Below are 25039 nucleotides of genomic sequence, written 5' to 3' on the forward strand. Positions count from 1 at the left end.
AGGATGAGCCACATGACCAGGATCGCGGCGCTCGCGCTGGCGCTGTCCGCCGCGGCGGCCCACGCCGCGCTGCCGCCGCCGACACCGGCGCAGCAGGAGGCCGCCGCCGCGAAGAAGGCGGCCGCGGATGCGCAGGCGGCGAAGGACAAGGCGCTGCTTGCCGCATCGATGGATGCCGTCACGGCCCGCTGGCGCAGCCGCGCGTCCGCGCAGGGCTGGACGGCGCATGCGCCGGTCGCCATCGCCGCGGCCGCACCGGCACAAGCGGCCGCACCGGCCGGACAGCCGGAAGGCAAGCTGACCGCGGCCGGCGCCGCCGCACCCATCAAGAGCGAAAAACTGGGCACGGCGCCGCCCAGCGCGGACGTGAAGGCCCACCCGACGCGGGCCGAGCCGGCGGGCACGCCGCCGACCGTCCAGAAAGGCACGCCGAAGGTGAACAACAGATGAAGATGGGATCCATGCCGATCGCCGTGCTGATGCAGCGGCGGACCCTCCAGCACCGCTGGGCCGACGAGGCCTGGGAAGCGGTCGGCGTCGTGCCGGACCGCGGCGATCTGCCGCCGCTGCAGGTGCTGAGCCAGACGCCCGCGCGCGACTACTACCTCGTCTCCGGCCTCGAACTGGAACTGTATCCGGACGAGAACGAAGGCTATTACGAGAACTGCGTGGCGCCCGAATCGAAGGTCTTCGTGCTGTGGCGGATGGAGAACGGCCGCGCGATGCCCGTGCGCGCATCGGTCAGCTATGTCGAGGGCACGCGCATGTTCGACTCGGGAGAAAACGCGGACGGCGTGACGATGCCGGCCGAGATCTATGCGTGGCTCGCGGGCTATTTGCGCGCGCACTACCAACCGCAGCCGCGGCGCGGCCGCCAGCACGGATGACGGACGAAGGCTTCCTGCGCCGCTGGGCGCGCCGCAAGACGGAAGCGCGATCGGGAATCGAGCCGCTGCCGGAAGCGGCTGCGCCGGTCGAAGACCTGCCGGTTCCGGTCGTCGAAGCGCCTGCCGTGGCACCGGCCGACGTGCCGCTGCCGACGATGGACGACGTCGCCCGCCTGACCGGCGACTCCGATTTCTCCGCGTTCGTCGTGCGCGGCGTCGATGCGGCCGTGCGCCGGACGGCGCTGAAAAAACTGTTTGCCGACCCGCACTTCAATGCGATGGACGGGCTGGACGTCTACATCGACGACTACACGAAGCCGAGCCCCGTGTCCGAGGCGATGCTCGCGTCGCTGGAGCACGCGAAGAACGCGTTGCAGCGGGTTGTCGACGCCGTCGAAGAACCGCCGGCCGCGGAAGAGGTGCCGGAGGACTCCAATAAAACCACCTGAAACCGGGACAGCATGAACATCCGTTTGATCGAAGGGCAGGGCGTCGCCCTCGACCCCGTCCAGGACGACCGCGACCGCGTCGCCCGCAACGCCGCGCTGGCCGCGCTGTCCGGGATTCCCGCACCCGACCCGCTGGACACGGTCGGCTACAAGTCCGCCGGCCACACGCTCGTCATCGGCGCCCGCGCCGACGCGCTGCCGTGGGCCGAGCGCCTGGCTGCCGCGCTGCCCGTCACCGTGCTGCTGCTGGACGACGACGGCGGCGACACGGCGCTGCGCCTGTATCCCGTGTTCGCGGCGCGCGCGCTCGTCGTGACGGGCTGGCTCGGCGCGTTCGACGCGACGTGGCAGACGGGAGGCAGCAAGCCGGAACACGCGCGCTTCGACCTCGTGCTCGACCTCGGCGCGGCGCCGCAGATCGCGACGCACCAGCGCCCGCATGGCTATTACGCGCCGGGCCTCGATCCCGCCGCGCGCCAGGCCGCCGTCGACGAACTCGTCGGGATGGTCGGCGAATTCGAGAAGCCGAAATATTTCGCCTACAAGGAACGCCTGTGCGCGCACGGCCGCAACCGCAGGAGCGGCTGCAATGCGTGCATCGAGATCTGCTCGGCGGGCGCGATCTCGGGCGCGGGCGACCTGATCGCCGTGAACCCTTACCTGTGCGCGGGCTGCGGCGCGTGCACGACCGTCTGCCCCACGGGCGCGCTGGGCTATGCGTATCCCGGCGCGGCGCACACGGGCATGCGCATCAAGGCCGCGCTGAACGCCTACGCGCAGGCGGGCGGACGCGAGCCGGTGCTGCTCGTCCACGGCCCGGAAGGCGCGGCGCTGCTGGACGCCGTCGACGTGCCGGGACGGGTGCTGCCGCTGGGCGTGCACCACACGGCATCGACCGGCATCGACATCTGGCTCGCGGCGCTCGCCTGGGGCGCGGCCGGCATCACGGTCCTCATGACGGACGCCGAGGCGCCGCAGTACGCGGCCGCGCTGGATGAGCAGATGACCATCGCGCAGACCATCATGACGGGCCTCGGCTACGCGGGCGCGCACGTGCGGCTGCTGCGCGTGACGGGGCCGGACGAGCTGGCGCGCGCGTTGCTGCACGCGCCGCGCGGCGAGGTGCCGGCGCGGCGGGCCGGCTTCAACGTGGCGGCGGACAAGCGCAACACGCTCGACTACGCGCTCGAGCACCTGCTGCGCGAGGCGCCGCAGCAGGTCGAGGAGATCGCGCTGCCGGCCGGCAGTCCGTTCGGTACGCTCGACGTCGACGCCGGCAAGTGCAGCCTGTGCATGGCGTGCGTGGGCGCGTGTCCGGCGTCGGCGCTGCAGGATGGGCAGAACGCGCCGCAGCTGCGCTTCATCGAAAAGAACTGCGTCCAGTGCGGGCTGTGTGCCGATACGTGTCCGGAAGATGCGATCCGGCTGCTGCCACGCCTGTCGTTCCGCGACACGCGCAAGCAGCCCGTGGTGCTGAACGAAACGCAGCCGTTCCACTGCATCCGTTGCAACAAGCCGTTCGGGACGCTGCGCATGGTCGAGAGCATGCTGGCGCGCCTGGCCGGACATCCCGCGTTCGCCGGTCACCTCGACCGCATGCGCATGTGCGGCGACTGCCGCGTGATCGACATGATGACGCCGACGGACGAGCAGACGATCCACCAGGCGCAGGAGCTGCGCCGGCGCTGACCGTGGCAGAATAGGCACGAGCCGCTACACGACCACCGGAACGGGCGCTCACGAGGCGCCCGTTTCGCAACCACAAGGAGACGACCGATGGCATCCCCGTACGAGCGCTTCATCCGCGCGCGCGACTTCCTGCACCGGCATCGCACCGACTACGCGACGGCCTACCGCGACTACGAGCCGCCCGAGCTCGACGAATTCAACTGGGCACTCGACTATTTCGACACGCAGGCGCAAGGCAACACGACGCCCGCGCTGTGGGTCGTGGAACAGGACGGCAGCGAGCGCAAGATCGGTTTTGCCGACATGGCGGCGCGTTCCAGCCAGGTCGCGAACTGGCTGCGCGATTGCGGCGTGCGGCGCGGCGACCGCGTGCTCCTGATGCTGCCGAACCGCGTCGAGCTGTGGGAGGTCATGCTGGCGGGGATCAAGCTGGGCGCCGTCCTCGTGCCGACGACCATGCTCGTGTCTGGCAACGACCTGCAGGACCGCCTGCAGCGGGGCCGCGTGCGCCACGTGATCGCGCAGGCGTCCGAGACGCACAAGTTCGCGGACCTCGCCGGCGATTTCACGCGCATCGCCGTCGGCGCAAGCGCCCCCGGATGGCGCGACTATGCGGACAGCGCGACGGCGGCGGCAGGCTTCGTTCCGGACGGGGTCACGCGCGCCACCGATCCGCTGCTGCTGTACTTCACGTCGGGCACGACGGCGAAGCCGAAACTCGTGCTGCACAGCCACCAGAGCTATCCGGTGGGCCACCTGTCGACGATGTACTGGATCGGGCTGCGGCCGGGCGACGTCCACTGGAACATCAGCTCGCCCGGCTGGGCCAAGCATGCGTGGAGCTGCTTCTTCGCGCCGTGGAACGCGGGCGCCACCGTGTTCGTCTACAACTACGAACGCTTTTCCGCGCGCGCCTGCCTGGACACGATCGTGCGCTGCGGCGTGACGTCGCTGTGCGCGCCGCCGACCGTGTGGCGCATGATGATCAAGGAAGACCTCGCGCAGTGGCAGCCGCCGCTGCGCGAACTGGTCGGCGCGGGCGAGCCGCTGAATCCGGAAGTCATCGAGCAGGTCGAGCGCGCGTGGGGCATCCGCATCCGCGACGGCTTCGGCCAGTCCGAGACCACGTGCCAGATCGGCAATCCACCCGGCCAGCCCGTGAAGCCGGGCTCGATGGGCCGGCCGCTGCCGGGCTACCGCGTCGCGCTGCTCGACATCGACGACCAGCCTGCGGAGGAGGGAGAGATCTCGCTTCGCCTCGATCCGGCCCCGCTGGGCCTGATGCTGTGCTACGAGAACGACGAGGCCAAGACGGCGGACGTCATGCGCGCCGGCCACTATCACACGGGCGACACGGCGCGCGTCGACGAGGACGGCTATTATTTTTACGTGGGCCGTAACGACGACGTGTTCAAGTCGTCCGACTACCGTATCAGCCCGTTCGAACTGGAGAGCGTATTGATCGAGCATCCGGACGTGCTGGAAGCGGCCATCGTCCCGAGCCCCGACCCGGTGCGCCTCGCGGTGCCGAAGGCGTTCATCGCGCTGCGTCCGGGCGTGGAGCCGACGCGCGAACTGGCCGCCGCGATCTTCGCCTTCGCGCGCGACCGGCTGGCGCCGTACCAGCGCATCCGCCGCATCGCGTTCGCGGACTTGCCGAAGACGATCTCCGGCAAGATCCGCCGGGTCGAGTTGCGCCGGGCGGAGGCGGCCGGCGATCGGGCCGTGCTTGAGTTCAGGGACGACGAATTCGGCGGCTGAGCAGCCGACACGGTAAGATAAAGGCGTGCGGCAGGATTGCCGCGATCCGATCAATAATAGATCGTGTCCATCCAACCGAACGCCGATCCATGAACCCGTCCGTCAGTCCGACCACATCGAAGCAGACCGCAAGCAAGGGCGCCGCCAAGCCGGCCCGCCCGGCCTCGTACGAGGTGCGGAAATCGCCCGTGCACGGCAACGGCGTGTTCGCGCTGCGCGACATCCCGGCCGGCGAGCGCATCATCGAATACCGCGGCGAGCGCATCACGTGGGACGAAGCGACGCGCCGTGCCGCCGAACGGGACGGCCCGGTCAATCACACGTTCTATTTCAGTCTCGCCGACGGCAACGTGATCGACGGCGGCCGGCGCGGCAACGACGCCCGCTGGATCAACCACGCGTGCGAACCCAATTGCGAAGCCTACGAAGAAGACGGCCGCGTGTACATCCACGCGCTGCGCGACATCGACGCGGGCGAGGAACTCAATTACAACTATGCGCTGATCTACGACGAGCGCCACACGCCCGCGCTGAAGCGTTTGTTCGCGTGCCGCTGCGGCACGCCGGCCTGCACGGGCACGATGCTGGCGCCCAAGAAGCGTGTGCGCAAGCAGGGGCCGCGCAAATCTGCCGGCGCCCCGACCTGAAGCATCCGGACCAGACATCGACACCACAACAACAGGAACCCCCACCCGCCCATGAAACCCGTCGTCCGCAGCCTGCTCGAAACCGATCTCTATAAATTCACCATGTGGCAGGCTTTGATGCACATGCACCCGAACGCCATCGGCGAATACGAGTTCAAGTGCCGCAACACGCCCGCCTATCCGCTGGCGGAATTGAAAGAAGAAGTCGAACGCGAGTTGGACCATCTGTGCACGCTGATGTTCACGGAGGACGAGGTCAGTTACATGAGGTCCCTGCGCTTCATCAAAAGCGACTTCGCCGACTTCCTCACCTTGTTCCGTTTCCAGCGCAAGTTCATCCACGTGGAAACGAACGGGCCGCACCTGCGCATCCGCGCCTGCGGCCCCATCGTGCACGTGATGGGCTTCGAGATCTTCGTGCTGTACATCGTCAACGAGCTGTATTTCCGCCGCTTCGACCAGCAGGCCGCCATCGAGGAGGCGCGCAAGCGGCTCGACCAGAAAATCGCCGAGTTCCGCGCCTTCGACCAGGAGCCGAAGAAGACCAACCCGTTCGAGTTCTTCGATTTCGGCGTGCGCCGCCGCTTCTCGGGCGACTGGCACGAGGAAGTCGTCGCCACGCTGGCACGCGAGCTGCCGCAGTTCTTCAAGGGCACGTCGAACGTCTACCTGGCGAAGAAGTTCAACTTGGTGCCGATCGGCACGATGGCGCACGAATACATGCAGGCGTTCCAGTCGTTCGACGTGCGCCTGCGCGATTTCCAGAAGAAGGCGCTGGAGGACTGGGTGCAGGAATACCGCGGCGACCTCGGCACGGCGCTGACGGACGTCGTCGGCATGGACGCCTTCCTGCGCGACTTCGACCTGTATTTCGCCAAGCTGTTCGACGGCCTGCGCCACGATTCCGGCGACCCGGTGGAGTGGGGCGAGAAGGCCATCGCGCACTACGCCAAGCTGCGCATCGACGCGCGCACGAAGCGCCTCGTGTTTTCGGATGCGCTCACGGTGCCCAAGGCGCTCTCCCTGTACCGCCACTTCGCCGACCGCGTGATGACGGGCTTCGGCATCGGCACCAAGCTCACCAACGACACGCAGTACGACCCGCTGAACATCGTCATGAAGCTCACGCGCTGCAACGGCCAGCCCGTCGCCAAGCTGTCCGACAGCCCCGGCAAGGGATTCAGCACGGACGAGACGTTCATCGCCTATCTGCGCCAGGTGTTCGACCAGCACATCTGAACGGTTGCCGCTGTCAATTTTTTCGCGACAAAGACTTTCGTGCTTTTTTATTGCGTTGAGTCTACTATTGTTTTGATATCGCTCACATTTGCATCGAATTCCCGGGGCGTCGCTCGGCCCTGACAGCAACGCCCACCAGGAGCGCACGTTTTGATAATGTTTTGGCAAAAAAATCCGTGTCGGGAGGGGCGGTCGCGTGCCATCACAAGAGGACCGGCCGCGCGCGCCTACCGGCTGACCGGATTGTTATTGGCGGTGGCCGGACTGCCGTGCCAGGCGACACCGCAGGGCAGCGCATTGCTCGACCTCAGTTTCGACCAGCTGGCCGATATCCGCGTTACCTCCGTGTCCAAGAACAGCGAGCGCCTGGCGGAGGCGGCGGCTTCCGTATTCGTGATCACGAGCGACGACCTGCGCCGCAGCGGCGTTGCCAGCCTGCCGGAGGCGTTGCGCCTGGCCCCGAACCTGCAAGTGGCCGAAGCAAGCGCCTACGGTTATACGATCAGCGCGCGCGGCTTCAACAGCAGTGCAGCCAACAAATTACTGGTGCTGATCGACGGCAGGTCGGTGTATACGCCGTTGTTCTCCGGCGTGTTCTGGGACGCGCAGGACGTGATGCTGGAAGATGTCGAGCGGATCGAAGTGATCAGCGGGCCGGGCGGAACCCTGTGGGGCACCAATGCGGTCAACGGCGTCATCAACATCATCACCCGTTCGTCCGCGGATACGCAGGGCGGCCTCGCCGGTGCCGGGGGCGGTAACCGCCGGGCCGATGGCGCGGTACGTTACGGAGCGAAGCTGGACAGCGGTGCGACCTACCGGATGTACGCGAAATACGCGGGCCTCCGGCACACGTCGCTGGCAACCGGCGACCCCATCGACGACGGCGCCCACCATGTACAGGCCGGTTTTCGTGCCGACTGGCAGCACGGTATCGACCGGTTCACCGTCCAGGGCGACGCTTACCACGGTATCGCGGACCAGCCTTTGCCCGGCATGATCGCGATTTCCGGGATGCAGCTTGCGCTGGGCCCGATCACGCTGGCCGGCGCGAATCTCAACGCCCGCTGGGAGCGCCAGCTGGAAGGCGGGGGGCGCCTCAGCCTCCATGTGATCGAAGATCATACCGAACGCACCGTGCCGCCGACGTTCGGCGAGGTGCTCGATATCGTCGATGTCCAGTTCCAGCACAACCTGGCGCCCATCGGCATGCACGCGCCGGTGTGGGGCGCGGGCTACCGCTACAGCATCGATCGGGTCCGCAACAGCCGCTACGTCGCCTTCCTGCCGGCGGACCTGAACCAGAAATGGGCCAGCCTGTTCGTCCAGGACGAGGTGTCCCTGCGTGCCGACCTGCACCTGACCGTCGGCACCCGCCTCGAACGCAACGACTATACCGGCGTCGACATGCTGCCCAATGCCCGGCTGGCCTGGACACCGGCACCCGGGCACACCCTGTGGGGCGCGTTGTCGCGCACCGTACGCGCGCCGTCGCGCTTCGACCGCGACATCTATGTGCCGGGCGCGCCGCCGTACCTGCTCGACGGCGGATCGACCGTGAAGTCGGAGACGGCGCGGGTCGCGGAACTCGGCTATCGCGGCCAGGCCACCGCGACGCTGTCCTATTCGGTCACGGCGTTCCATGCCCGATACGACGATCTGCGCACGCAGGAGGTCGCGGCCAGCCGCACCTATGTTTACTACGCCAGCAAGATGGAGGGGAGCACCCGCGGCATCGAGATGTGGGGCACGTGGCAGGCCGCGCCGCACTGGCGCCTGAACGCGGGGATGAATGCGCTGCATGAAGGCCTGCGCCTGCAACCCGGCAGCAACGACGCCGGGGCCACCGCGACGGCCGGGCTGGACCCCGCTCATCAATGGTTGCTGCGTTCGTCGCTGGACCTGGACGGCCAGCGTTCGCTCGATTGCACGCTGCGCCATGTGGCCGCGCTGTCCAGCCCCGACGTGCCGGCCTACACGAGCGTGGACGTGCGCTATGGCTGGCGGCCGCGCCCGGACTGGGAGTTGTCGATCGCCGCGCAGCACCTGAACGGCGGCGGGCACGCGGAATTCACCCCGGCGGCGACACGCAGCCAGTTCGGCCGCGGCGTCTATGCCAAAGTCGTCCATCGCTTCTGAACCGCCCGCGCCACGACGACGACCATGTTCATTTCCAGGCTCCAGCGTAAGGGCGCCGCCGGCTTGTGGGGCCGGCTGTCGGCGCTTGCATGCGTTCTCGTGGTCATGGCCGGCGCCGCGCGCGCCGATACCCAGGCGAACGGACGCTCCGACCAGGTCGTGCGTCAGATCGAGGCCGCTTATCTGTACAAGTTTGCCAGCTTTGTCGAATGGCCGCCCGAGGCGTTTGCCGGGCCCGACAGCAGCTTCACGATCGGCCTGGCCGGCTCGGATGCGCTGGCCGACGAACTCGAGGCCAGCCTGGCGGGGCGCACCGTGAACGGGCGCAAGGTGGCCGTGCGCCGCCTGCGGCGCGGCGAGGCGCCGACCGACGTGCAGATGCTGGTCGTCGGCACGCCGGATGCCCGCTGGGCGCGCGAGCTGTATGCGGCCATCAAGGACCGCCCGGTCCTGACGGTCGCCGAACCCGGTGCCGAGCCCGGCGCCGACAGCATGATCAGCTTCACCGTCGTCGACGACCGCCTGCGCTTCGAAGTGTCGCTCAGGCCGATCAAGCCGAGCCGTCTGAAGATCAGCGCACTGATGCTGAGTGCAGCTTACAAAGTGGAAAAAGGGAACCCGTGATGCTGCGCTCCTACTCCATCCGCAACAAGATGTTCGTCATCGTGTTGTCGACCACGCTGGTGGCGCTCGCCGTGGCGCTGGTCGGCAATGTGGCCGGCGACATCTGGACCTACCACCGCGGGCTCGTGACGGAAATGACGACCCAGTCGACGCTGCTCGGACGCATGACGGCGCCGGCACTGGCGTTCGACGATCCGAAGCTGGCGACCAGCAACCTGCACTTGTTCGACACCTGGCCGAACATCGAGGCCGCGGCGATTTATGACGAGCACGGCAAGCTGTTCGCGTCGTATGTGCGCCCTGGCCACGGCAAGGACCTGCCGGTGCTGCCGGAGGCGGACGGTGCGCAGGTCGACGGGGCGCGTCTGAACGTGTTCCGGCGCATCGTCGGCGAGAACGGCATCGTCGGCACCGTCTACATGCGCGCCAGCTACGATCCGACGACGACTGTTGCGGTCGACGTCGCCATCGCCGTGGTCGTCTGGGTGGTCGCGATGGCGATTGCCCTGCTGATGGTCGTGCGCATGGAGAAGCTGGTGAGCCGTCCAATATTGGCGGTCGCGGAGACGGCGCGCGACGTGGTGGCCCAGCGCGACTATTCGCGCCGCGTCGAAGCCAGCAGCAGCGACGAAGTCGGCATGATGGTGGGCGCGTTCAACGACATGCTCGGCGAGATGGAGCGCCGCACCGGCGAACTGGAGTCGTCGAACCTGGCCATCATGCGCGAAGTGGAACAGCGCGAGCGCGCCCAGCGCGAGGTCATGCGCCTCAACGTCGACCTCGAGCAGCGCGTGACGGAGCGCACCTCGGAGCTGGAACTGGCCAAGGCGGCGGCGGAGGAGGCGAACCAGGCAAAATCGTCGTTCCTGTCGAGCATGAGCCATGAATTGCGCACGCCGCTCAACGCCATCCTCGGCTTTACGCAACTGCTTGCCAACGACGCCCAGCCGAACAACGTCGAGCGCAAGAAGGAATTTACCGGCTACATCCTCAAGGCGGGAAAACACCTGCTCACGCTGATCAACGAGGTGCTCGACCTTGCCAAAGTCGAGTCCGGGGCGGTCACGCTGTCGCTCGAGGCCGTGGCGCTCGAGGAAGTCATCCAGGAGTGCCGGGCCATGATCGAACCGCTGGGCGACCAGCGCGGGTTGCGCATGACGTTTCCCGACGCGTCGGGCGTGACCGTGCTGGCCGACCGGACGCGCCTGAAGCAGATCCTGTTGAACCTGTTGTCGAACGCGATCAAATACAATCGGGCCGGTGGCGTGGTGGCGCTCGACTGTGTGCCGGACGCGGCACGGCGGGTGCGCATTTCCGTGCGCGATTCCGGGCCCGGCCTGAGCGCGGCACAAATGGAGGAGCTGTTCCAGCCGTTCAATCGCCTGGGACAGGAAGCGGGCACCGAGGAGGGAACGGGCATCGGCCTCGTCGTCACGAAGCGCCTGGTCGAATTAATGAACGGCAGCATCGGCGTGACCAGCACGGTCGGGATCGGCAGCGTGTTCTGGATCCAGCTCGACAGTGTGGCGCCGGCCGCGTCCGGCACCGCGGACGGCGCGGCGGCGCCCCCCCGCGGCCGCGGCGCGGGATCCGCTTGCCGTCGGCAATGGCTACACCTTGCTGTATGTGGAGGACAATCCCGCCAACCTGAAACTGGTCGAATCGATCATCGCGCTGAGCCCGGACCTGCGCCTGCTGTCGGCGCCGGATGCCCACCTCGGCATTGCGCTGGCGCGCGCGCATACGCCCGACCTGATCCTGATGGACGTGCACCTGCCCGGCATGAGCGGCATCGACGCGCTCAAGGTCCTGCGTGCCGACCCCGCGACGGCGGACATACCGGTGATCGCCGTCAGCGCCAGCGCCATGTCGCACGACATCGCACTGGCGATGAGCAATGGTTTTTTCCGATATGTCGCCAAACCGATCGATATCGCAGAATTTTCCGCCGCGATCGACAGCGCGCTGGAAGCCAACGGCGCCGTTCGCCGTCCAACCATAGCGGAGCGAAAAGAGGTGCCATGATTTCCTTATCCGACATCCATCGTGCCCGCATCCTGATCGTCGACGACCAGGAAGCGAACGTCAAACTGCTCGGCTATATGCTCGAAGACGCGGGGTACACGTGCGTCACGCTGGCAACCGACTCGCGCACGGTGCTCGACCTGCACCGCGCGAATCGCTACGACATCATCGTGCTCGACCTGAACATGCCGCACATGAACGGCTTCCAGATCCTCGAAGGCCTGCGGCCGCTGGAAAGCGAGGGCTACCTGCCGGTGCTCGTAGTCACCGCCGAGCCCGCGCACAAGCTGCGCGCACTCGAAGCCGGCGCCCGGGATTTCGTCAGCAAGCCGTTCGACCAGGTCGAGGTGCTCACGCGCATCCGCAATATGCTCGAGGTGCGGCTGCTGTACACGGCGACACGCGAATATGGCCTGCGCCTGGCCCGCTTCGACACGGTCACGGGCCTGCCGAACCGCATGCTGATGCACGCCTCGCTCGACCAGGCGCTCGCGCAGGCGCAACGCGACGGCGAGATGGTCGCGGTGATGGCGATCGACCTGGACCGCTTCAAATACGTCAACGATACGCTCGGCCACGTCGGCGGCGACGAGTTGCTGTGCCAGTTCGCGCAGCGCCTCGGCGACTGCGTCCCCGCGCGCGCCGCCCTGGGCCGTGTCGGGGGCAACCAGTTCGGATTGGTACTGGCGGGACCGCAAATGCAGCATGACGTGCTGCAGATCGACCAGCGCATCAGGGCGGCCCTGCAGCGGCCCTTCGCCCTCGAGACGCAGCACTTCACGATGACCGCGAGCATCGGCGTCGCGCTTTATCCGGCCGACGCCACCGATGGGGCGACCCTGCTCAAATATGCCGATACCGCGTTGCACCAGGCCAGGGCCGAGGATCGGGGACGATGCCACTTCTTCACCGACGAAATGAACGTCCAGGCGCGGCGCCGGCTGACGATCGAGAACGCACTGCGCGCGGCCATCGGCAACCATGAGTTCGAGCTCCATTACCAGCCGAAGGCCGGGATCAATACCGGCCGCATCACGGGGGCCGAGGCCCTGCTGCGCTGGAATCGTCCGGGGCACGGCCTGATATCGCCGGGGGAGTTCATTCCCGTGCTCGAGGAAACCGGCCTGATCGTCGAGGTCGGCCGCTGGGTGATCGACGCCGCATGCCGGCAGATTGCAGCGTGGACGGGCGTGATGTCGGCGCCGATGCATATCGCCGTCAACGTCTCGGGCCGCCAGTTCGCGGGCGGCGGCCTGGAGACGGCCGTGCTGGAGGCGATCGACGCACATGGCATCGACGCCGGCATGCTGGAGCTCGAAGTGACCGAAAGCGCGCTGGTCGACAATGTGGAATGCGCGGTCGCCACCCTCCAGCGTCTGCGGGCGCGCGGCGTGCGCGTGTCGATCGACGACTTCGGCACCGGTTATTCCAGCCTGGCCTATCTGAAACGGCTGCCGCTCGATGCCCTGAAAATCGACATCGCGTTCATCCGCGAGGTCACGACCAATCCGGACGATGCGGCCATCACGGAGGCCATCATCGGCATGGCGCACAGCCTGAAGCTCGACGTGATTGCCGAGGGCGTGGAAACGGTGGCCCAGCTGTCCCTGCTCAGGCGCTATCGCTGCGACCAGATGCAGGGTTTCTACTTCAGCCGCGCGGTGCCCGCGCAGCAGTTCGAGGCGATGCTCCGTCAAGGCGCGGCCCTGGCGCTGCCGCAGGACCTGACGGCGGCACCGCCGCGTACCCTGCTCATCATCGACGACGAGCCGAGCGTGCTCGCGTCGCTCAACCGCCTGCTGCGCCGCGACGGTTATCGCATCCTGACGGCATCGGGCGCGGCGGAGGGATTCGAGATGCTGGCGCTCCATCCCGTTCACGTCATCCTGTGCGACCAGCGCATGAGAGGGACGAGCGGCACCGAGTTCCTCGGCAAAGTGAAGGAGATGTATCCCGACACGTTCCGGATCGTGTTGTCGGGGTACCCCGACCTCGACACCATCATGGACGCGGTCAATCTCGGGGCGCTGTATCGCTTCTTCACGAAACCATGGGACGACGAGGTGCTGCGCGGCAGCATACGCGCCGCGTTCCGGCACTACTGGCAATTGCACGGCATGGAGCCGGACAATGGCCGGCCGGCGCCGCCGTAAGAGGCCTCAGGCGCGCGCCGTGCCGGGCGGGCCCGCGGCCGCATCCGCGTCGTCCGCCTCCAGCGCCCGCCGCAGATCGTCCAGGCTGGCCGGCTTGGTGAGATGCAGGTCGAACGCGGCCCCATCCGGCGGCGCGTGCGCGGCCGCGCCGGCCTGGCGGCCGTAGCCCGTGAGCGCCGTCAGCCGCAGCGGTGTCACGGCCGCGCGGCGCATGGCGGCGGCGAGGGCGTAGCCGTCCATGTCGGGGAGGCCGATGTCCAGGATCGCGGCGTCCGGCGGCCAGGCCGCCTGCACGTCCAGCGCCGCGTTCGCGGTGTGCGCCGTTTTCACTTCGTGGCCCAGTTCGTGCAGGATCGCGGCCGTGAGCGCGGCGGCGTCCTCGTTGTCGTCCACGACCAGGACACGCAGCGGCCGGCTCGGCGCGCGGATGGGAGCGGGCGCCGTGAGGGACGGCGGCGCGCCGAGCGGCAGCACGATCTCGAAGCGGCTGCCCAGGCCGGGCCCGTCGCTGCGCGCGCTCACGCGGCCGCCGTGCAGCTCGACGATGCGCTGCACGATGGCGAGACCGAGTCCCAGGCCGCTGTGGTGCACCAGCGGTTGCGGCGCCTGGTAGAACGGTTCGAACACGCGCTGCGCCAGCGCGGTATCCATGCCCACGCCATTGTCGGCGACGACGAGGCGGGCCGCGCCGCCCGCGCGCTCGAGGACGACCTGCGTGTCCGTGCTGCCGAAGCGGGCCGCGTTCGACAACAGGTTGCCCAGCACCTGCGCAAGACGGTGCTCGTCGCCGGCGACCCACAGCGCCGCGGGGGCCTGCAGGCGGAGCGGCTGGTCGGGCCGGGCGGCGACGGCGTGGCGCACGACGGCCGCCAGGTCCACGGGGGCGACGTCGATGCGTAGCTTGCCGGACGCGATGCGCGACACGTCGAGCAGGTCGTCGACGAGGTGTTTCAGGTGCGCGACCTGGCGCCGCATGATGCCGCGCTCGCGGCGCGAGGCGGCGTCGTCGCGCAGGTCCATCAGGTCGAGCGCGCTGGCGATGGGGGCCAGCGGATTGCGCAGTTCGTGGCCCAGCACGGCGAGGAATTCGTCCTTGGCGCGGCCGGCCTGGCGCGCCAGTTCCAGCGCGTCCTCGCGGTCCCGCTCGTGCGCCGCGCGGCGTGCGCCCGCGGCCCGCAGCGCCGCGCCCATCGCGTCGATTTCCTGGATGCGCGACGAGGGCACCACCGGGTCGGTGCCGGCGCCTAGGGCGGCGGCGCCCGCCGCGAGCGTCGCGATGCGGCGCACGATGCGGCGCGCCAGCAGCGTCGCGAGACCGATGCTGAGCGCGAGCGACAGCGCGATGCCGGCCCCGTACCACGCAAAGCCCGCCCCGCCGGCCCAGCCCGCGGGCGGCGCGCCGACGGCGACCGTCCAGCCGTAGCGCGACAGCCGCGTATAGGCCGTCGTGACGGCACTGCCTTCGAGCGTGACGGTGGCGCCGGCGCCTTCCGGGCCGTTCAGCCGGATCAGCCGCGCCAGGCTCGGGCTGGGTGGCCCGCCGGCGTGGTCGCCCTGGCCGCGCGAACGGGCGACGATCGCGCCGTCGCCGTCCAGCACCGAAATCACCGAGCCGGCCGGCACCTGCTGGCGCGCGAGCGCGCGCATGATGCGGTCGGGCTGGACGACGGCCGTCAGCACGTACGGATGGCCGGCGGCGTCGCTGACGGGAAAGCGCACGGGGACGGCGGCCCGCCCGCCCTTGCCGTGCGCGACGTGGCCGATGACCGGGCGGCGCAGCAGCAGCGCCTGGCGCAGGCTGGACGGATCGGCGACGGGTTGCGGCGGCGCGTCGAAGGGCGCGGTCGTGCGGAAGACCATGTTGCCGTCGCCGTCGGCCAGGATCACGCCCAGCCATTCCGGCTGCGCCCGGGCCTGGTCGCGCGCGATGGGGTAGAAGGCCCGCACGTTGCCGTCGCCGAGCGCAGGCGTGCGCGCGATGCTGGCGAGGGTGGCGACGGTGCCGTCCAGTTCCGCGTCGACGGCGCTCGACAGCGCGCGTGCGAGGTCCAGCAGCGCCCGTTCCTGTTCGCTCTGGTGGTACTCGGCGGCGAGATGCACGCTCCAGGCGCCCAGCGCGGCCAGCGGGAGCAGGCCGGTCGCCGTCAGCAGGATCAGCAGGTGGCGAAGCGACAGAGTGGGCCCGCGGTGAGCGCGCATGGTGATTCCGGCATTCAAAGTGGATCATTATACGGCCCCGTTCGCTTGCACATCCGGCATCGCCGCCTATGCTGCAAGAACGGCGCGGGCGGTTGGCGGCCGCCACCTGCCGGGTTCGCCGGGCGGAGGCAGCGATGACGCAAATGAAACCTGAAGTGCTGGACGGTCTGAAGGCCGCCCTGCGGGGACCCGTGCTGCAGCCGGGCGACCGGGACTACGATGGCGCGCGGCAGATCTGGAACGCGATGATCGACCGCCGGCCGGCGCTGATCGCGCGCTGCGCCGGCACGGCCGACGTGTGCACGGCTGTCGCGTTCGCGCGCGACCACGGCCTGCCGCTGGCCGTGCGCGGCGGCGGCCACAACATCGCCGGCAATGCGATCTGCGACGACGGGCTCGTGATCGACCTGGCGGGGATGCGGAGTGTCCACGTCGACCCGGACGCCTGCCTCGCGTACGTCGACGGCGGCGCGCTGCTCGCCGACGTCGACCACGAGACGCAGGCCTGCGGCCTCGCCGTCCCGCTCGGCATCAACTCGACGACGGGCGCGGCGGGCCTGACATTGGGCGGCGGGTTCGGCTGGCTGTCGCGCATGCTGGGGCTCACGGTGGACAGCCTCGTGGGCGCCGAGATCGTCACGGCGGACGCGCGCCGGCGCCACGTCGGTCCGCGCCAGGAGCCGGATCTGTTCTGGGCGATCCGCGGCGGGGGCGGCAACTTCGGCGTGGTCACGCGCTTCGAATTCGCGCTGCACGCCGTCGGGCCGCTCGTCACGGCCGGCCTGGTCGTGTTCCCGGCCGCGCAGGGACAAGCGGTGCTGCGCCGCTACCGCGACTACGTGGACACGCTGCCGAACGACGTCTCGATCTGGGCCGTATTACGCAAGGCGCCGCCGCTGCCGTTCCTGGCGCAGGCCGTGCACGGCCAGGACATCGTCGCGCTGGCCGTGTTCTCGCCACGCCCGCCGGAGGAAGCGGAACCGGTGCTGGCTCCCGTGCGGTCGTTCGGCGACGTGCTGGGCGAACACGTGGGCGCCGTTCCGTACGCGGCGTGGCAGAAGACGTTCGACCCGCTGCTGGCGCCGGGCGCGCGCAATTACTGGAAGTCGCACAACTTCACCACGTTGTCCGACGAGGCCGTCGACCTCGTGCTGCGCTACGCCGCCGCGGTGCCGACGCCGCAGTGCGAGATCTTCCTGGGCCTCATCGGCGGCCGCGCGAACGAACCGGCCGTCGATGCCACCGCGTACCCGCACCGCAATGTGATGTACGCGATGAACGTGCACGGGCGCTGGCTCGATGCCGCCGACGACGCGCGCTGCGTGGCCTGGGCACGGGAGTTCTTCGGGGCCGTGGCGCCGTATGCGGCCGGCAGCGTGTACATCAATTTCCTGACGCAGGACGAGGGGGCGCGCATCCACGAGGCGTACGGCACGAACTGGGACCGGCTCGTGCAGGTGAAACGGCGCTACGATCCGGACAACCTGTTCCGCTTCAATCACAACATCCCACCGGCCGGGTAGGGTGGGCACCACGTGCCCGCGCGGACGTGTGCATGACGCCGGCGTGCGCGTGGGCTCGGGGCGCCCACCCTACCGTTCAACAGCGCGTATCGGTAATGACAGCGCCAGCGCGACGGCCGCCTCGGCATGCAGCCCCGTCGTGTCGTACAGCGGCACGGGGCTGTCCTCGGGCCCGACGAGCAGCATGATTTCGGTGCAGCCGAGGATGATCGCTTCCGCGCCGGCCGCGACCAGGCGCCGGATCACGCCGCGGTAGGCCTCGCGCGACGCCGCTTCGACGCGTCCCTGCACGAGCTCCTCGTAGATGATGCGATGGACCGTGGCGCGATCGTCCGCATCGGGCACGAGCACGTCCAGGCCGTGCCTGTCGGCCAGCCGGCCTTTATAAAAATCCTGTTCCATCGTGAAGGCGGTGCCCAGCAGGCCGATGCGCTTGTATCCGGCGGCCTTGATGCGCGCGGCGGTCGGGTCGGCGATGTGCAGCAGGGGCAGGTCGACGGCGGCCTCGATCTGCGGCGCCGCCTTGTGCATCGTGTTCGTGCAGATGACGAGGAAATCGGCGCCGCCGCGCTGCAGCCGTTGCGCCGCCTCGACCATCAGCCGCGCCGCATCGTCCCAGCGGTCTTCGCGCTGCAGGACGGCGACGTCGTCGAAGTCGAACGACCACATGAGGCAGCGCGCCGAATGCAGGCCGCCGAGACGGTCGCGCACGCCCTCGTTGATGAGGCGATAGTATTCGGCCGAGCTTTTCCAGCTCATCCCGCCCAGCATCCCGATGATCTTCTGCGTCATGCGTATCCCCTGTCGGTGTGTAGCCGTCGAGTATAAGCGGTTGTGCGCCCGCGCACGGAGGGCGCGTCAGCGGATCACGTCCAGCGCCGCGAATTCCCGCACCGCGAAGTCGACGAATGCGCGCAGCCGCGGCGCCATGTGGCGGCTGCTGGGCATGACGAGGTGCACGGGCGCCGGTTCCGGCTCGTAGTCCACGAGCAGGCGGCGCAGCACGCCGGCCCGCAAATCCGGCTCGACCTGGTACGACAGCGCCCGTGCGATGCCGAAGCCGTCGCGTGCGGCCGCCAGCATGGCTTCCGTGTCGTTCATGCGCAGGCGCGGGCTGTAGCGCACCACGTGCTCGCGGCCGTCCGCGCGGAAGCGCCATTCGGCCACGCTGCGTACGGCCGTCGACATGATCAATTCGTGGCCAGCGAGGTCGGCCGGGACCGCCGGCGTGCCGCGCCGGTCGAGGTAGGCGGGGCTCGCGACCGTCACGCGCCGCACCTCGCCCAGCCGGCGCGCGACGAGGCTCAGGTTGGCCAGCGCGCCGATGCGCAGCGCGGCGTCGATGCCTTCCTCGATCAGGTCCACGTTGCGGTCGGACAGCGTCAGGTCGACCTGGATGTCCGGATGCAGCGCGAGGAAGCGCGTGACGACGGGCGCCACGTGGCGGCGGCCGAACACGGTGGGCGCCGTGAGCCGCAGCAGGCCGCGCGGCGTGCCGGCGCCGGGCGGCTGCAGCGCGGCGTCGTAGTCGGCCAGCAGGCGGCGCGCCTGTTCCGCGAGGCGCAGGCCCGTTTCCGTCGGCGTGAGGCGGCGCGTGCTGCGTTCGAACAGCCGGGCGCCGGCGCGGCTTTCCAGCGTCCCCAGGATGCGCGTGACGGCCGCCGGCGAGCGGCCCAGCTTGCGCGCGGCGGACGCCATGCTGCCCGCGTCGAGGATGGCGAGGAACACGTGCAGCTCGTCGAGTCGGTCCATGATTATTGCAAAAGTCGGAATGCTGAATTGTCATTATGCCGGATTCCGGCGTGAATGGTCTGGCGCTACGATGCAGGGACCGACAACGACCACAGAGACGACCATGACCCGCATCCTCCACGGCACCCCCCTGTCCGGCCACACGCACCGCGCCCGGCTGTTCCTGCACCTGCTCGACCTGACCTACGACTTCGCCGACAGCCCGGCCGACGTGCGCAAGTCGCCCGCGTTCCGCGCGCTGAATCCTCTGGGCCAGATCCCGGTGCTGCAGGATGGCGACGTGGTGCTGGCCGACAGCAACGCCATCCTCGTCTACCTCGCGAAGCGCTACGCGCCGGGCAGCGCCTGGCTGCCGGAAGACCCTGTCGGCGCCGCCCGCGTGCAGCGCTGGCTGTCGCAGGCGGCGGGCGAGATCATGTTCGGCCCGGCCGCCGCGCGCGTGTCGGCCCGGTTCTACGACACCGGCGTGCCGGCGCCGCTGTCGCAGGCGCTGGCCGCCCGCGTGCTGGGCCTGATGGAAGGCGAGCTGGCCGCGCGCGAGTGGCTCGCCGGCACCGCGCCCACGATCGCGGACGTCGCTTGCTACAGCTATATCGCGCACGCGCCGGAAGGCGGCATCGCGCTCGATCCGTACCCGCGGGTGCGCGCGTGGATCGCCCGCGTGGAGGCGCTGCCGGGCTTCGTCGCGATGCCGGGGGAGTGAGGCGATCATGGATGGCGACCGTATCCCGATGCCGTTCCACAAAGGCGAGTTGATTGCGCAGGCGCTGGCCGGCGTCGACCCGTTCAACGCGCCGATCCGCAACCGCATGCCGGACCAGCACCGGACCTTTTTTCCGCTGCTGCCGTTCGTGGCCCTGGCCGTCGCGGACGACGAAGGCTGGCCGCTGGCGACCCTCGTGCAGGGGCCGCCGGGCTTCGCCAGCTCGCCCGATCCGGCGCGCCTCGACGTGGCCGCGCTGCCATCGCCCGACGATCCCGTGCGTGCGCGGCTGGTGGCCGGCTCGAAGGTCGGCATGCTCGGCATCGACCTGGACACGCGCCGGCGCAACCGGCTGAACGGCGTCGTCGCGGAACGCGGAGAGGCCGGATTCGCGGTCGACGTCGCGCAATCGTTCGGCAACTGCCCGCGCTACATCCACGTGCGCGCGCTGCAGCCGGTCGAGCGCACGGCCGGCGCGGTGACGGCATTCGATGCCGGCCTGCCGGCACGGGCGCGCGCGATGCTGGCGGCGACGCCCACGCTGTTCGTGGCCAGCGCCAGCGACGCCGATGCGCAGGACGGTGCCGCGGGCCTGGACGTTTCGCACCGGGGCGGCCCGGCCGGCTTCGCGCGGCTGGATGGCGACGTGCTCGTTGTGCCGGATTACGCGGGCAACCGCTACTTCAACACGCTCGGCAATTTTTTGGTGGAGCCGCGCGCGGCGATCGTGGTGGTCGACTTCGCGACCGGCGACGTGCTGCAGCTGCAGGGTGTCGTCGAGGTGGACTGGGAGGCGGCCGAGCTGGAACGCACGCCGCCCGTGGAGCGGACGTGGCGGTTCCGGGTAGTGCGCGGGTGGTTGCGGGAAGGCGCGATAGGGCTGGCCGATAGCCCTTGAACGTCGTTCCCGCGGAGGCGGGACCCCAAGCTCTGCGAGCGTCATCGCAACGCGTGCATCATTGGGCCCCCGCCTGCGCGGGGGCGACGTGGTTACGTGGCGGACCCGGTCAATTTCCACAACTGCGTCGGCAACGCCGCCGGCGCCTCCGGCTTGAAGAACGCCGAGTCCTGGATGTGCGACGTGGTCACGTAGATCGTCCCGTCCGGTCCCTGGCCGAACGTATCCGGCCAGCGCAGCCGCTCGTCCTGCACGACGATGCGCGCCGGCGCCGACGGGCCTTCGGACAGGTCGCGCACCTTGATCGCATCGTCCTGCACGGACGTCAGGTACATGAGCTCGGTGCCGCGCGCGATGAGGAGGCCGTCGTTGACGCCGTTCTTCCCGTACGGTTCGACCTGTGCGCCGACGTCCACGCCCCGGAACCCCGGACCGGTGAGGGCGGCCGTCGGGATGCGATACAGCTCGTCGCCCTTGATCGCCTGCCAGTACAGGTACTTGCCGTCGCCGGACAGCTCGATGCCGTCCGCCGAGAATTCCACGCCGCGGCCGTCCGGGCGGCGCAGGACCTTGCCGTCGGCCGTCACGTCCAGGCCCTTCTTCATCTGCGTGGACGGGTGGCCGTCCAGCACGCGCGCCGCCTTGCCGGACGCGATGTCGACGACGAGCAGCGCGCCCCGCACGCCGGAATCGGTGATGTACGCGACCTTGCCGTCGTTCGAGAAGCGCACGTCGTTCAGGTACGAGCCTTGCGGCGCGGCGTCCTCGTCGAAGGCGATCGTCTGCGTCACCTCGTCGGTCGCGAGGTCGATGCGCACGAGCTTCGCGCCGCCGGCCACCAGGTGCGCCTGCGCCGGCGCGGCCGGGTCGAGCACCCACAGGCTGCCGCGCTGGTCGGCGACGACGCTCTGCACGCACACCCAGTGGTCGTGCGGCGTCACCTCGTCCTTGTTCGCGTTGCGCCAGCCGTTCCAGCGTTCGTCCGGGTACGGGCGCAGCCGGCCATCCTTCAATTCGGCGACGGACACCGCGGTGTCCTCGGTCCAGCGCGGGAAGTTGACGAAGATGCGGCCGTCCTCGGCGACGGTCACCCCCGTCACCTGGTGGCCGAAACCGGCGACGAGTTCGATGCTGCTCATGGGGTTCCTTTCGTTGGTTGGATTCAGGCGGCGCGCCGTTTCACGGCCAGGTCGTTGGCGGCGGTCTCCTGCGCGAGGCGCCGTTCCAGCATCGCGAGCACGGCCGCCTCTTCGGGCTGCAGGTCCTTCAGGTCCTCGACGAGGCTTTCCTCGGCGCGGGCACGCAGGCCCTCGAGCATCGTGCCGTCGAGGTAGGCGTCCAGCACGGCCGGGTGCACGTAGCACTTGCGGCAGACGGACGGCGTGTTGCCCAGCCGTTCCGCGACGGATTCGATGGCGCGCACGACGTTCTTCTTGGCCTGCGTGTCGGAATCGACGGCTTCGAATTCCTGCAGCGCCATCGCGGCGAGGACGGTCCCGGACCACGTGCGGAAATCCTTCGCCGTGTAGTCCTCGCCGGTGATCGTGCGCAGGTAGTCGTTCACGTCGCTGGATCCCACCGTGTGCGTTTCGCCGTCTTCGTCGAGGTACTGGAACAGGTCCTGGCCGGGCAGGTCGCGCGTGCGCTGGATGATGCGGGCGAGGCGCCGGTCGTGCACCTTGACGTCGTGGTATACGCCGCTCTTGCCGCGGAAGCGGAACCCGACTTCGCTGCCGTCGATCCTGACGTGGCGGTTGCGCAGCGTGGTCAGGCCGTACGACTTGTTCTCGCGGGCGTATTCGTCGTTACCGATGCGCATCATCGTCGCTTCTAGCAGGTAGACGATCGTCGCGAGGACTTTTTCGCGCGGCAGGCCGGGGAGGGACAGCGCGCGGTCGACTTCCTTGCGGATCTGCGGCAGCGCCTTGCCGAACTTGATCATCCGTTCGTACTTGACCTCGTCGCGCACCTCGCGCCATTTCGGGTGGTAGCGGTACTGCTTGCGCCCACGCGCGTCGCGGCCCGTCGCCTGCAGATGGCCGTTGGCCTGGGGGCAGATCCACACGTCCGTCCACGCGGGCGGGATCGCCAGCGACTTGATGCGCTTGAGGGTGGCCTCGTCCTCGACCGGTTCGCCCTTCGCGTCGAGGTAGCGAAAGCCGTCCTTGACCGGCTCGCGCAAGATGCCCGGACGGTCGTCGTGGACGTAGCGCAGGCCCGCGGCCCTGGCGGCGGCAGGCGGATCGGTGTTCGGCACCGGGTCGTGCAAGGCGTGGTCTTCGCTCTTCATCGGGGACTCGTCGTTCGCAGTGAGGCTGCCGCCAGTCTACGCCGGCCTTCGTCGCGCACCGTTCGCGAACTAACGTAGTGCAGGCCCGTTAGAATGGCGCCATGCCCAGCAAATCACCCATCTTCCCCGGCCCGCGCACCGCGCGCGGCATGGTGCTCGCCATCCTGCTGTCCAACGCCGACCAGGCGGGCGCCGAGCCGCTGCGCGGCCGCGTGACGCTGGCCGCCATCGTCCGCGCGCTCAAGCGCAAGTACCACTGGCCGATCGAGACGACGAGCTTCCCGTCCAACGCGCCGGATGGCCGCGCGACGTGGGCCACCGTGTACAGCCTGCCGCCCGACGTCATCGCGAAAGCGCTGGACGGGCGGGGGCGCGACTGGTTGCGCAGCAGCCTGGGAACCGCCGACTAGTCCTGTTGCTCAGTTTTGTTGATACCGCGCCTCCAGCAGGTCGATCTGGCGCAGCAGCCTGCGTGCCGTCTCGTCCGAGATATCCATGCGCCGTGCGAGGCGCAGTACCGTGTCCCGCTCCGCGTTCAGCGCGAGCAGCCGGTAGCTGTGCTCCGTGCGCTTGAGTGCCTGTGCGTCGCCATTGCCGCCCGCGGTGTCGGTCGCGTTCAGGCGGTGCCGGTACAGCCGCAGCACGTGGGCCACGGCCCGGTTGTCGTCCTGGCCGTCCGCCTGCTGCGCCCGTTCCAGCGCGGCGATGGCCGCCAGCGTGGCCGCGTGGCGCGCATCGTCCTCGCTGCATTTCGCATCCGGCTCGGCCGGCATCTCCAGGCCGCGCAGCAGGGCGGGCAGCGCGGCGCTGGCGAGCAGCAGCGACACCACGATCACGCTGCTGGCCAGGAAGATCGCCAGGTGGCGCGCGGGGAACGGATCGCCGTTCGGCAGCGCGAGCGGCAGGGTCAGCACGCCGGCCATCGTCAGCGCGCCGCGCACGCCCGCCACCGACGTGGCCAGCATCACGCGCAGTTTCGGCTTGAAGACCTGGCGGCCCAGGCGCTTGCGGTTCAGGATCGTCAGCTGCAGCGAAATCCACACCCACGCGAAGCGCAGCAGCACGAGCCCCAGGCTGAACGCGAGCGCGCGGCTGACGAGCCACCACGGATCGTACGGCGTGCCGCCGGCCGGGTGCAGCGCGCCGCGTACGATGTCGGGCAGTTGTTCGCCCAGCAGCACGAACATGGTGCCGTTCAACGTGAATTGCAGGGCGTCCCAGATGACGTTGCGGCGGATGCGCGTGCCCGGCGTCGCCCCGCCCGACAATTCCAGGTAGCTCATCGTGATGCCGGCCGCCACGGCCGCGAGGATGCCCGATGCCTCCAGGCGTTCGGCCACGAGGTAGGCGCCGAACGGCGTCAGGAGGTTGATCAGCACCGGGACGCCGTCCTCCTCGCCGAAGCGGCGCTGCAGGATGCCGTGCGCGCGGGTGATGGCGAACGTGATCGCGATGCCGGCCGCGACGCCCGCCAGCGCCACCCACAAGAACGTCAGGCTCGCCTGCGCCAGCGAGAAGTGTCCGGTTACGGCCGCGGCGACGGCGAAGCGGAAGCACACGAGGCCACTCGCATCGTTGAGCAGGCTCTCGCCCTCGACGATATGCATGAGCCGCGGCGGCATCGGCACGCGCGCGGTGATCGACGAGACGGCGACGGGGTCCGTCGGCGCGACGATGGCCGCCAGCGCGAAAGCCACGGCCAGCGGCATCGCGGGGATCATCCAGTGCAGCAGGTAGCCGGCACCGACGACGGTGAACAGCACGAGGCCCAGCGCGAGTTCCAGGATCGTCGCCTTGTCGCGGAACAGGCCGATCTTGGGGATGCGCCAGCCGTCCACGAACAGCAGCGGGGGCAGGAAGAGCAGGAAGAAGATGTCCGGCTCCAGTGCGATGCCATGGCGGAAAACGCCCGAGATGACGGCGCCCGCGGCGACCTGGATCAGCGGCAGGGGCAGGGCGATGGGCAGCACCCGCGCCACGTAGCCGCTGGCGATCACGGCGAGCAGCATCGCCAGGATGACTTCGATGGTCTCCATTCCATATCTCCTCGGTTCACGCGAT

The 25039-nt window shown here is 69.2% G+C and carries 20 protein-coding genes and 2 pseudogenes; 16 read left to right on the top strand and 6 right to left on the bottom strand.

The genetic code is table 11. The features are described from left to right. Nucleotides 1-3 precede the first annotated feature (3 nt). The 12 genes and pseudogenes from ACEN98_RS13430 to ACEN98_RS13485 form a co-directional block, all read left to right on the top strand. Nucleotides 4-450, top strand: coding sequence for a hypothetical protein (locus ACEN98_RS13430; protein WP_413385068.1), 447 nt, complete (start codon nucleotides 4-6; stop codon nucleotides 448-450). Continuing rightward, entirely contained in the window at nucleotides 447-887 is a 441-nt protein-coding gene (locus ACEN98_RS13435) for a DUF3305 domain-containing protein (protein WP_413385070.1), read from the top strand. Before ACEN98_RS13430 ends, ACEN98_RS13435 begins: the two co-directional genes overlap by 4 nt. Beyond that, nucleotides 884-1336, top strand: coding sequence for a DUF3306 domain-containing protein (locus ACEN98_RS13440; RefSeq protein WP_413385072.1), 453 nt, complete (start codon nucleotides 884-886; stop codon nucleotides 1334-1336). Before ACEN98_RS13435 ends, ACEN98_RS13440 begins: the two co-directional genes overlap by 4 nt. Before the next feature lie 12 nt (nucleotides 1337-1348). Further along, nucleotides 1349-3025 (top strand): 4Fe-4S binding protein, encoded by a 1677-nt coding sequence (locus ACEN98_RS13445; protein ID WP_413385074.1) that lies wholly within the window; start codon nucleotides 1349-1351, stop codon nucleotides 3023-3025. A gap of 87 nt (nucleotides 3026-3112) precedes the next feature. Further along, nucleotides 3113-4786 (top strand): AMP-binding protein, encoded by a 1674-nt coding sequence (locus ACEN98_RS13450; protein ID WP_413385076.1) that lies wholly within the window; start codon nucleotides 3113-3115, stop codon nucleotides 4784-4786. Between the two features lie 89 nt (nucleotides 4787-4875). Then, complete coding sequence (locus ACEN98_RS13455) at nucleotides 4876-5433, top strand: SET domain-containing protein (RefSeq protein ID WP_413385078.1); 558 nt, start codon at nucleotides 4876-4878, stop codon at nucleotides 5431-5433. Nucleotides 5434-5484: 51 nt separating this feature from the next. Next, nucleotides 5485-6672 (top strand): nicotinate phosphoribosyltransferase, encoded by a 1188-nt coding sequence (gene pncB, locus ACEN98_RS13460; protein WP_413385080.1) that lies wholly within the window; start codon nucleotides 5485-5487, stop codon nucleotides 6670-6672. A gap of 156 nt (nucleotides 6673-6828) precedes the next feature. Further along, on the top strand, nucleotides 6829-8811 hold the full coding sequence (locus ACEN98_RS13465; RefSeq protein ID WP_413385083.1) for a TonB-dependent receptor plug domain-containing protein: 1983 nt from the start codon (nucleotides 6829-6831) through the stop codon (nucleotides 8809-8811). Nucleotides 8812-8835: 24 nt separating this feature from the next. Next, a complete protein-coding gene (locus ACEN98_RS13470; RefSeq protein WP_413385085.1) occupies nucleotides 8836-9435 on the top strand; it encodes a YfiR family protein in 600 nt (199 codons plus the stop codon). A gap of 164 nt (nucleotides 9436-9599) precedes the next feature. Further along, nucleotides 9600-10895: pseudogene (locus ACEN98_RS13475) on the top strand (ATP-binding protein); the annotation flags it as partial. Between the two features lie 166 nt (nucleotides 10896-11061). Further along, a complete protein-coding gene (locus ACEN98_RS13480; protein ID WP_413385987.1) occupies nucleotides 11062-11460 on the top strand; it encodes a response regulator in 399 nt (132 codons plus the stop codon). Nucleotides 11461-11501: 41 nt separating this feature from the next. Next, nucleotides 11502-13613: pseudogene (locus tag ACEN98_RS13485) on the top strand (EAL domain-containing protein); the annotation flags it as partial. Nucleotides 13614-13619: 6 nt separating this feature from the next. Here the strand turns inward: ACEN98_RS13485 and ACEN98_RS13490 are convergent. Further along, a complete protein-coding gene (locus ACEN98_RS13490) occupies nucleotides 13620-15812 on the bottom strand; it encodes an ATP-binding protein (RefSeq protein ID WP_413385087.1) in 2193 nt (730 codons plus the stop codon). A gap of 134 nt (nucleotides 15813-15946) precedes the next feature. Between ACEN98_RS13490 and ACEN98_RS13495 the strand changes: the two genes are divergently transcribed. Beyond that, on the top strand, nucleotides 15947-17335 hold the full coding sequence (locus tag ACEN98_RS13495; protein ID WP_413385089.1) for an FAD-binding oxidoreductase: 1389 nt from the start codon (nucleotides 15947-15949) through the stop codon (nucleotides 17333-17335). 69 nt (nucleotides 17336-17404) lie between these two features. Here the strand turns inward: ACEN98_RS13495 and ACEN98_RS13500 are convergent, their stop codons facing one another. Then, complete coding sequence (locus tag ACEN98_RS13500) at nucleotides 17405-18127, bottom strand: aspartate/glutamate racemase family protein (protein WP_413385091.1); 723 nt, start codon at nucleotides 18125-18127, stop codon at nucleotides 17405-17407. 66 nt (nucleotides 18128-18193) lie between these two features. Next, complete coding sequence (locus ACEN98_RS13505; protein WP_413385093.1) at nucleotides 18194-19087, bottom strand: LysR family transcriptional regulator; 894 nt, start codon at nucleotides 19085-19087, stop codon at nucleotides 18194-18196. A gap of 103 nt (nucleotides 19088-19190) precedes the next feature. Between ACEN98_RS13505 and ACEN98_RS13510 the strand changes: the two genes are divergently transcribed. Then, complete coding sequence (locus tag ACEN98_RS13510) at nucleotides 19191-19790, top strand: glutathione S-transferase family protein (protein ID WP_413385095.1); 600 nt, start codon at nucleotides 19191-19193, stop codon at nucleotides 19788-19790. A gap of 7 nt (nucleotides 19791-19797) precedes the next feature. Beyond that, on the top strand, nucleotides 19798-20688 hold the full coding sequence (locus tag ACEN98_RS13515; RefSeq protein ID WP_413385097.1) for a pyridoxamine 5'-phosphate oxidase family protein: 891 nt from the start codon (nucleotides 19798-19800) through the stop codon (nucleotides 20686-20688). A 92-nt stretch (nucleotides 20689-20780) separates the two neighbouring features. Here the strand turns inward: ACEN98_RS13515 and ACEN98_RS13520 are convergent, their stop codons facing one another. Both ACEN98_RS13520 and ACEN98_RS13525 read right to left on the bottom strand, forming a co-directional pair. After that, nucleotides 20781-21827, bottom strand: a complete 1047-nt coding sequence (locus ACEN98_RS13520) for an L-dopachrome tautomerase-related protein (protein ID WP_413385099.1) — start codon at nucleotides 21825-21827, stop codon at nucleotides 20781-20783. A 23-nt stretch (nucleotides 21828-21850) separates the two neighbouring features. Continuing rightward, nucleotides 21851-22978, bottom strand: a complete 1128-nt coding sequence (locus tag ACEN98_RS13525; protein ID WP_413345095.1) for a DNA topoisomerase IB — start codon at nucleotides 22976-22978, stop codon at nucleotides 21851-21853. A 101-nt stretch (nucleotides 22979-23079) separates the two neighbouring features. On the opposite strand from ACEN98_RS13525, the gene ACEN98_RS13530 reads away from it, so the two are divergent. Then, nucleotides 23080-23388: a hypothetical protein gene (locus tag ACEN98_RS13530; protein WP_413385101.1), complete on the top strand. Its 309-nt coding sequence runs from the start codon at nucleotides 23080-23082 to the stop codon at nucleotides 23386-23388. A gap of 9 nt (nucleotides 23389-23397) precedes the next feature. Here ACEN98_RS13530 and ACEN98_RS13535 read toward each other — a convergent pair whose 3' ends face one another. Then, entirely contained in the window at nucleotides 23398-25014 is a 1617-nt protein-coding gene (locus tag ACEN98_RS13535) for a Na+/H+ antiporter (RefSeq protein WP_413385103.1), read from the bottom strand. Between the last annotated feature and the right edge of the window lie 25 nt (nucleotides 25015-25039).

Origin of the sequence: Massilia sp. CT11-137 (genome assembly GCF_047302885.1) — a bacterium.
Classification (GTDB): domain Bacteria; phylum Pseudomonadota; class Gammaproteobacteria; order Burkholderiales; family Burkholderiaceae_D; genus Telluria; species Telluria orientalis.

Excerpts from the sequence above, each read along its gene's own strand:
- ACEN98_RS13530 (WP_413385101.1), top strand. The coding sequence starts at position 23,080 with ATGCCCAGCAAATCACCCATCTTCCCCGGCCCGCGCACCGCGCGCGGC.
- ACEN98_RS13445 (WP_413385074.1), top strand. The coding sequence starts at position 1,349 with ATGAACATCCGTTTGATCGAAGGGCAGGGCGTCGCCCTCGACCCCGTC.
- ACEN98_RS13500 (WP_413385091.1), bottom strand. The coding sequence starts at position 18,127 with ATGACGCAGAAGATCATCGGGATGCTGGGCGGGATGAGCTGGAAAAGC.
- ACEN98_RS13440 (WP_413385072.1), top strand. The coding sequence starts at position 884 with ATGACGGACGAAGGCTTCCTGCGCCGCTGGGCGCGCCGCAAGACGGAA.
- ACEN98_RS13470 (WP_413385085.1), top strand. The coding sequence starts at position 8,836 with ATGTTCATTTCCAGGCTCCAGCGTAAGGGCGCCGCCGGCTTGTGGGGC.
- ACEN98_RS13505 (WP_413385093.1), bottom strand. The coding sequence starts at position 19,087 with ATGGACCGACTCGACGAGCTGCACGTGTTCCTCGCCATCCTCGACGCG.
- pncB (WP_413385080.1), top strand. The coding sequence starts at position 5,485 with ATGAAACCCGTCGTCCGCAGCCTGCTCGAAACCGATCTCTATAAATTC.
- ACEN98_RS13455 (WP_413385078.1), top strand. The coding sequence starts at position 4,876 with ATGAACCCGTCCGTCAGTCCGACCACATCGAAGCAGACCGCAAGCAAG.
- ACEN98_RS13465 (WP_413385083.1), top strand. The coding sequence starts at position 6,829 with ATGTTTTGGCAAAAAAATCCGTGTCGGGAGGGGCGGTCGCGTGCCATC.
- ACEN98_RS13520 (WP_413385099.1), bottom strand. The coding sequence starts at position 21,827 with ATGAGCAGCATCGAACTCGTCGCCGGTTTCGGCCACCAGGTGACGGGG.
- ACEN98_RS13535 (WP_413385103.1), bottom strand. The coding sequence starts at position 25,014 with ATGGAGACCATCGAAGTCATCCTGGCGATGCTGCTCGCCGTGATCGCC.
- ACEN98_RS13435 (WP_413385070.1), top strand. The coding sequence starts at position 447 with ATGAAGATGGGATCCATGCCGATCGCCGTGCTGATGCAGCGGCGGACC.
- ACEN98_RS13525 (WP_413345095.1), bottom strand. The coding sequence starts at position 22,978 with ATGAAGAGCGAAGACCACGCCTTGCACGACCCGGTGCCGAACACCGAT.
- ACEN98_RS13510 (WP_413385095.1), top strand. The coding sequence starts at position 19,191 with ATGACCCGCATCCTCCACGGCACCCCCCTGTCCGGCCACACGCACCGC.
- ACEN98_RS13450 (WP_413385076.1), top strand. The coding sequence starts at position 3,113 with ATGGCATCCCCGTACGAGCGCTTCATCCGCGCGCGCGACTTCCTGCAC.
- ACEN98_RS13490 (WP_413385087.1), bottom strand. The coding sequence starts at position 15,812 with ATGCGCGCTCACCGCGGGCCCACTCTGTCGCTTCGCCACCTGCTGATC.
- ACEN98_RS13430 (WP_413385068.1), top strand. The coding sequence starts at position 4 with ATGAGCCACATGACCAGGATCGCGGCGCTCGCGCTGGCGCTGTCCGCC.
- ACEN98_RS13515 (WP_413385097.1), top strand. The coding sequence starts at position 19,798 with ATGGATGGCGACCGTATCCCGATGCCGTTCCACAAAGGCGAGTTGATT.
- ACEN98_RS13495 (WP_413385089.1), top strand. The coding sequence starts at position 15,947 with ATGACGCAAATGAAACCTGAAGTGCTGGACGGTCTGAAGGCCGCCCTG.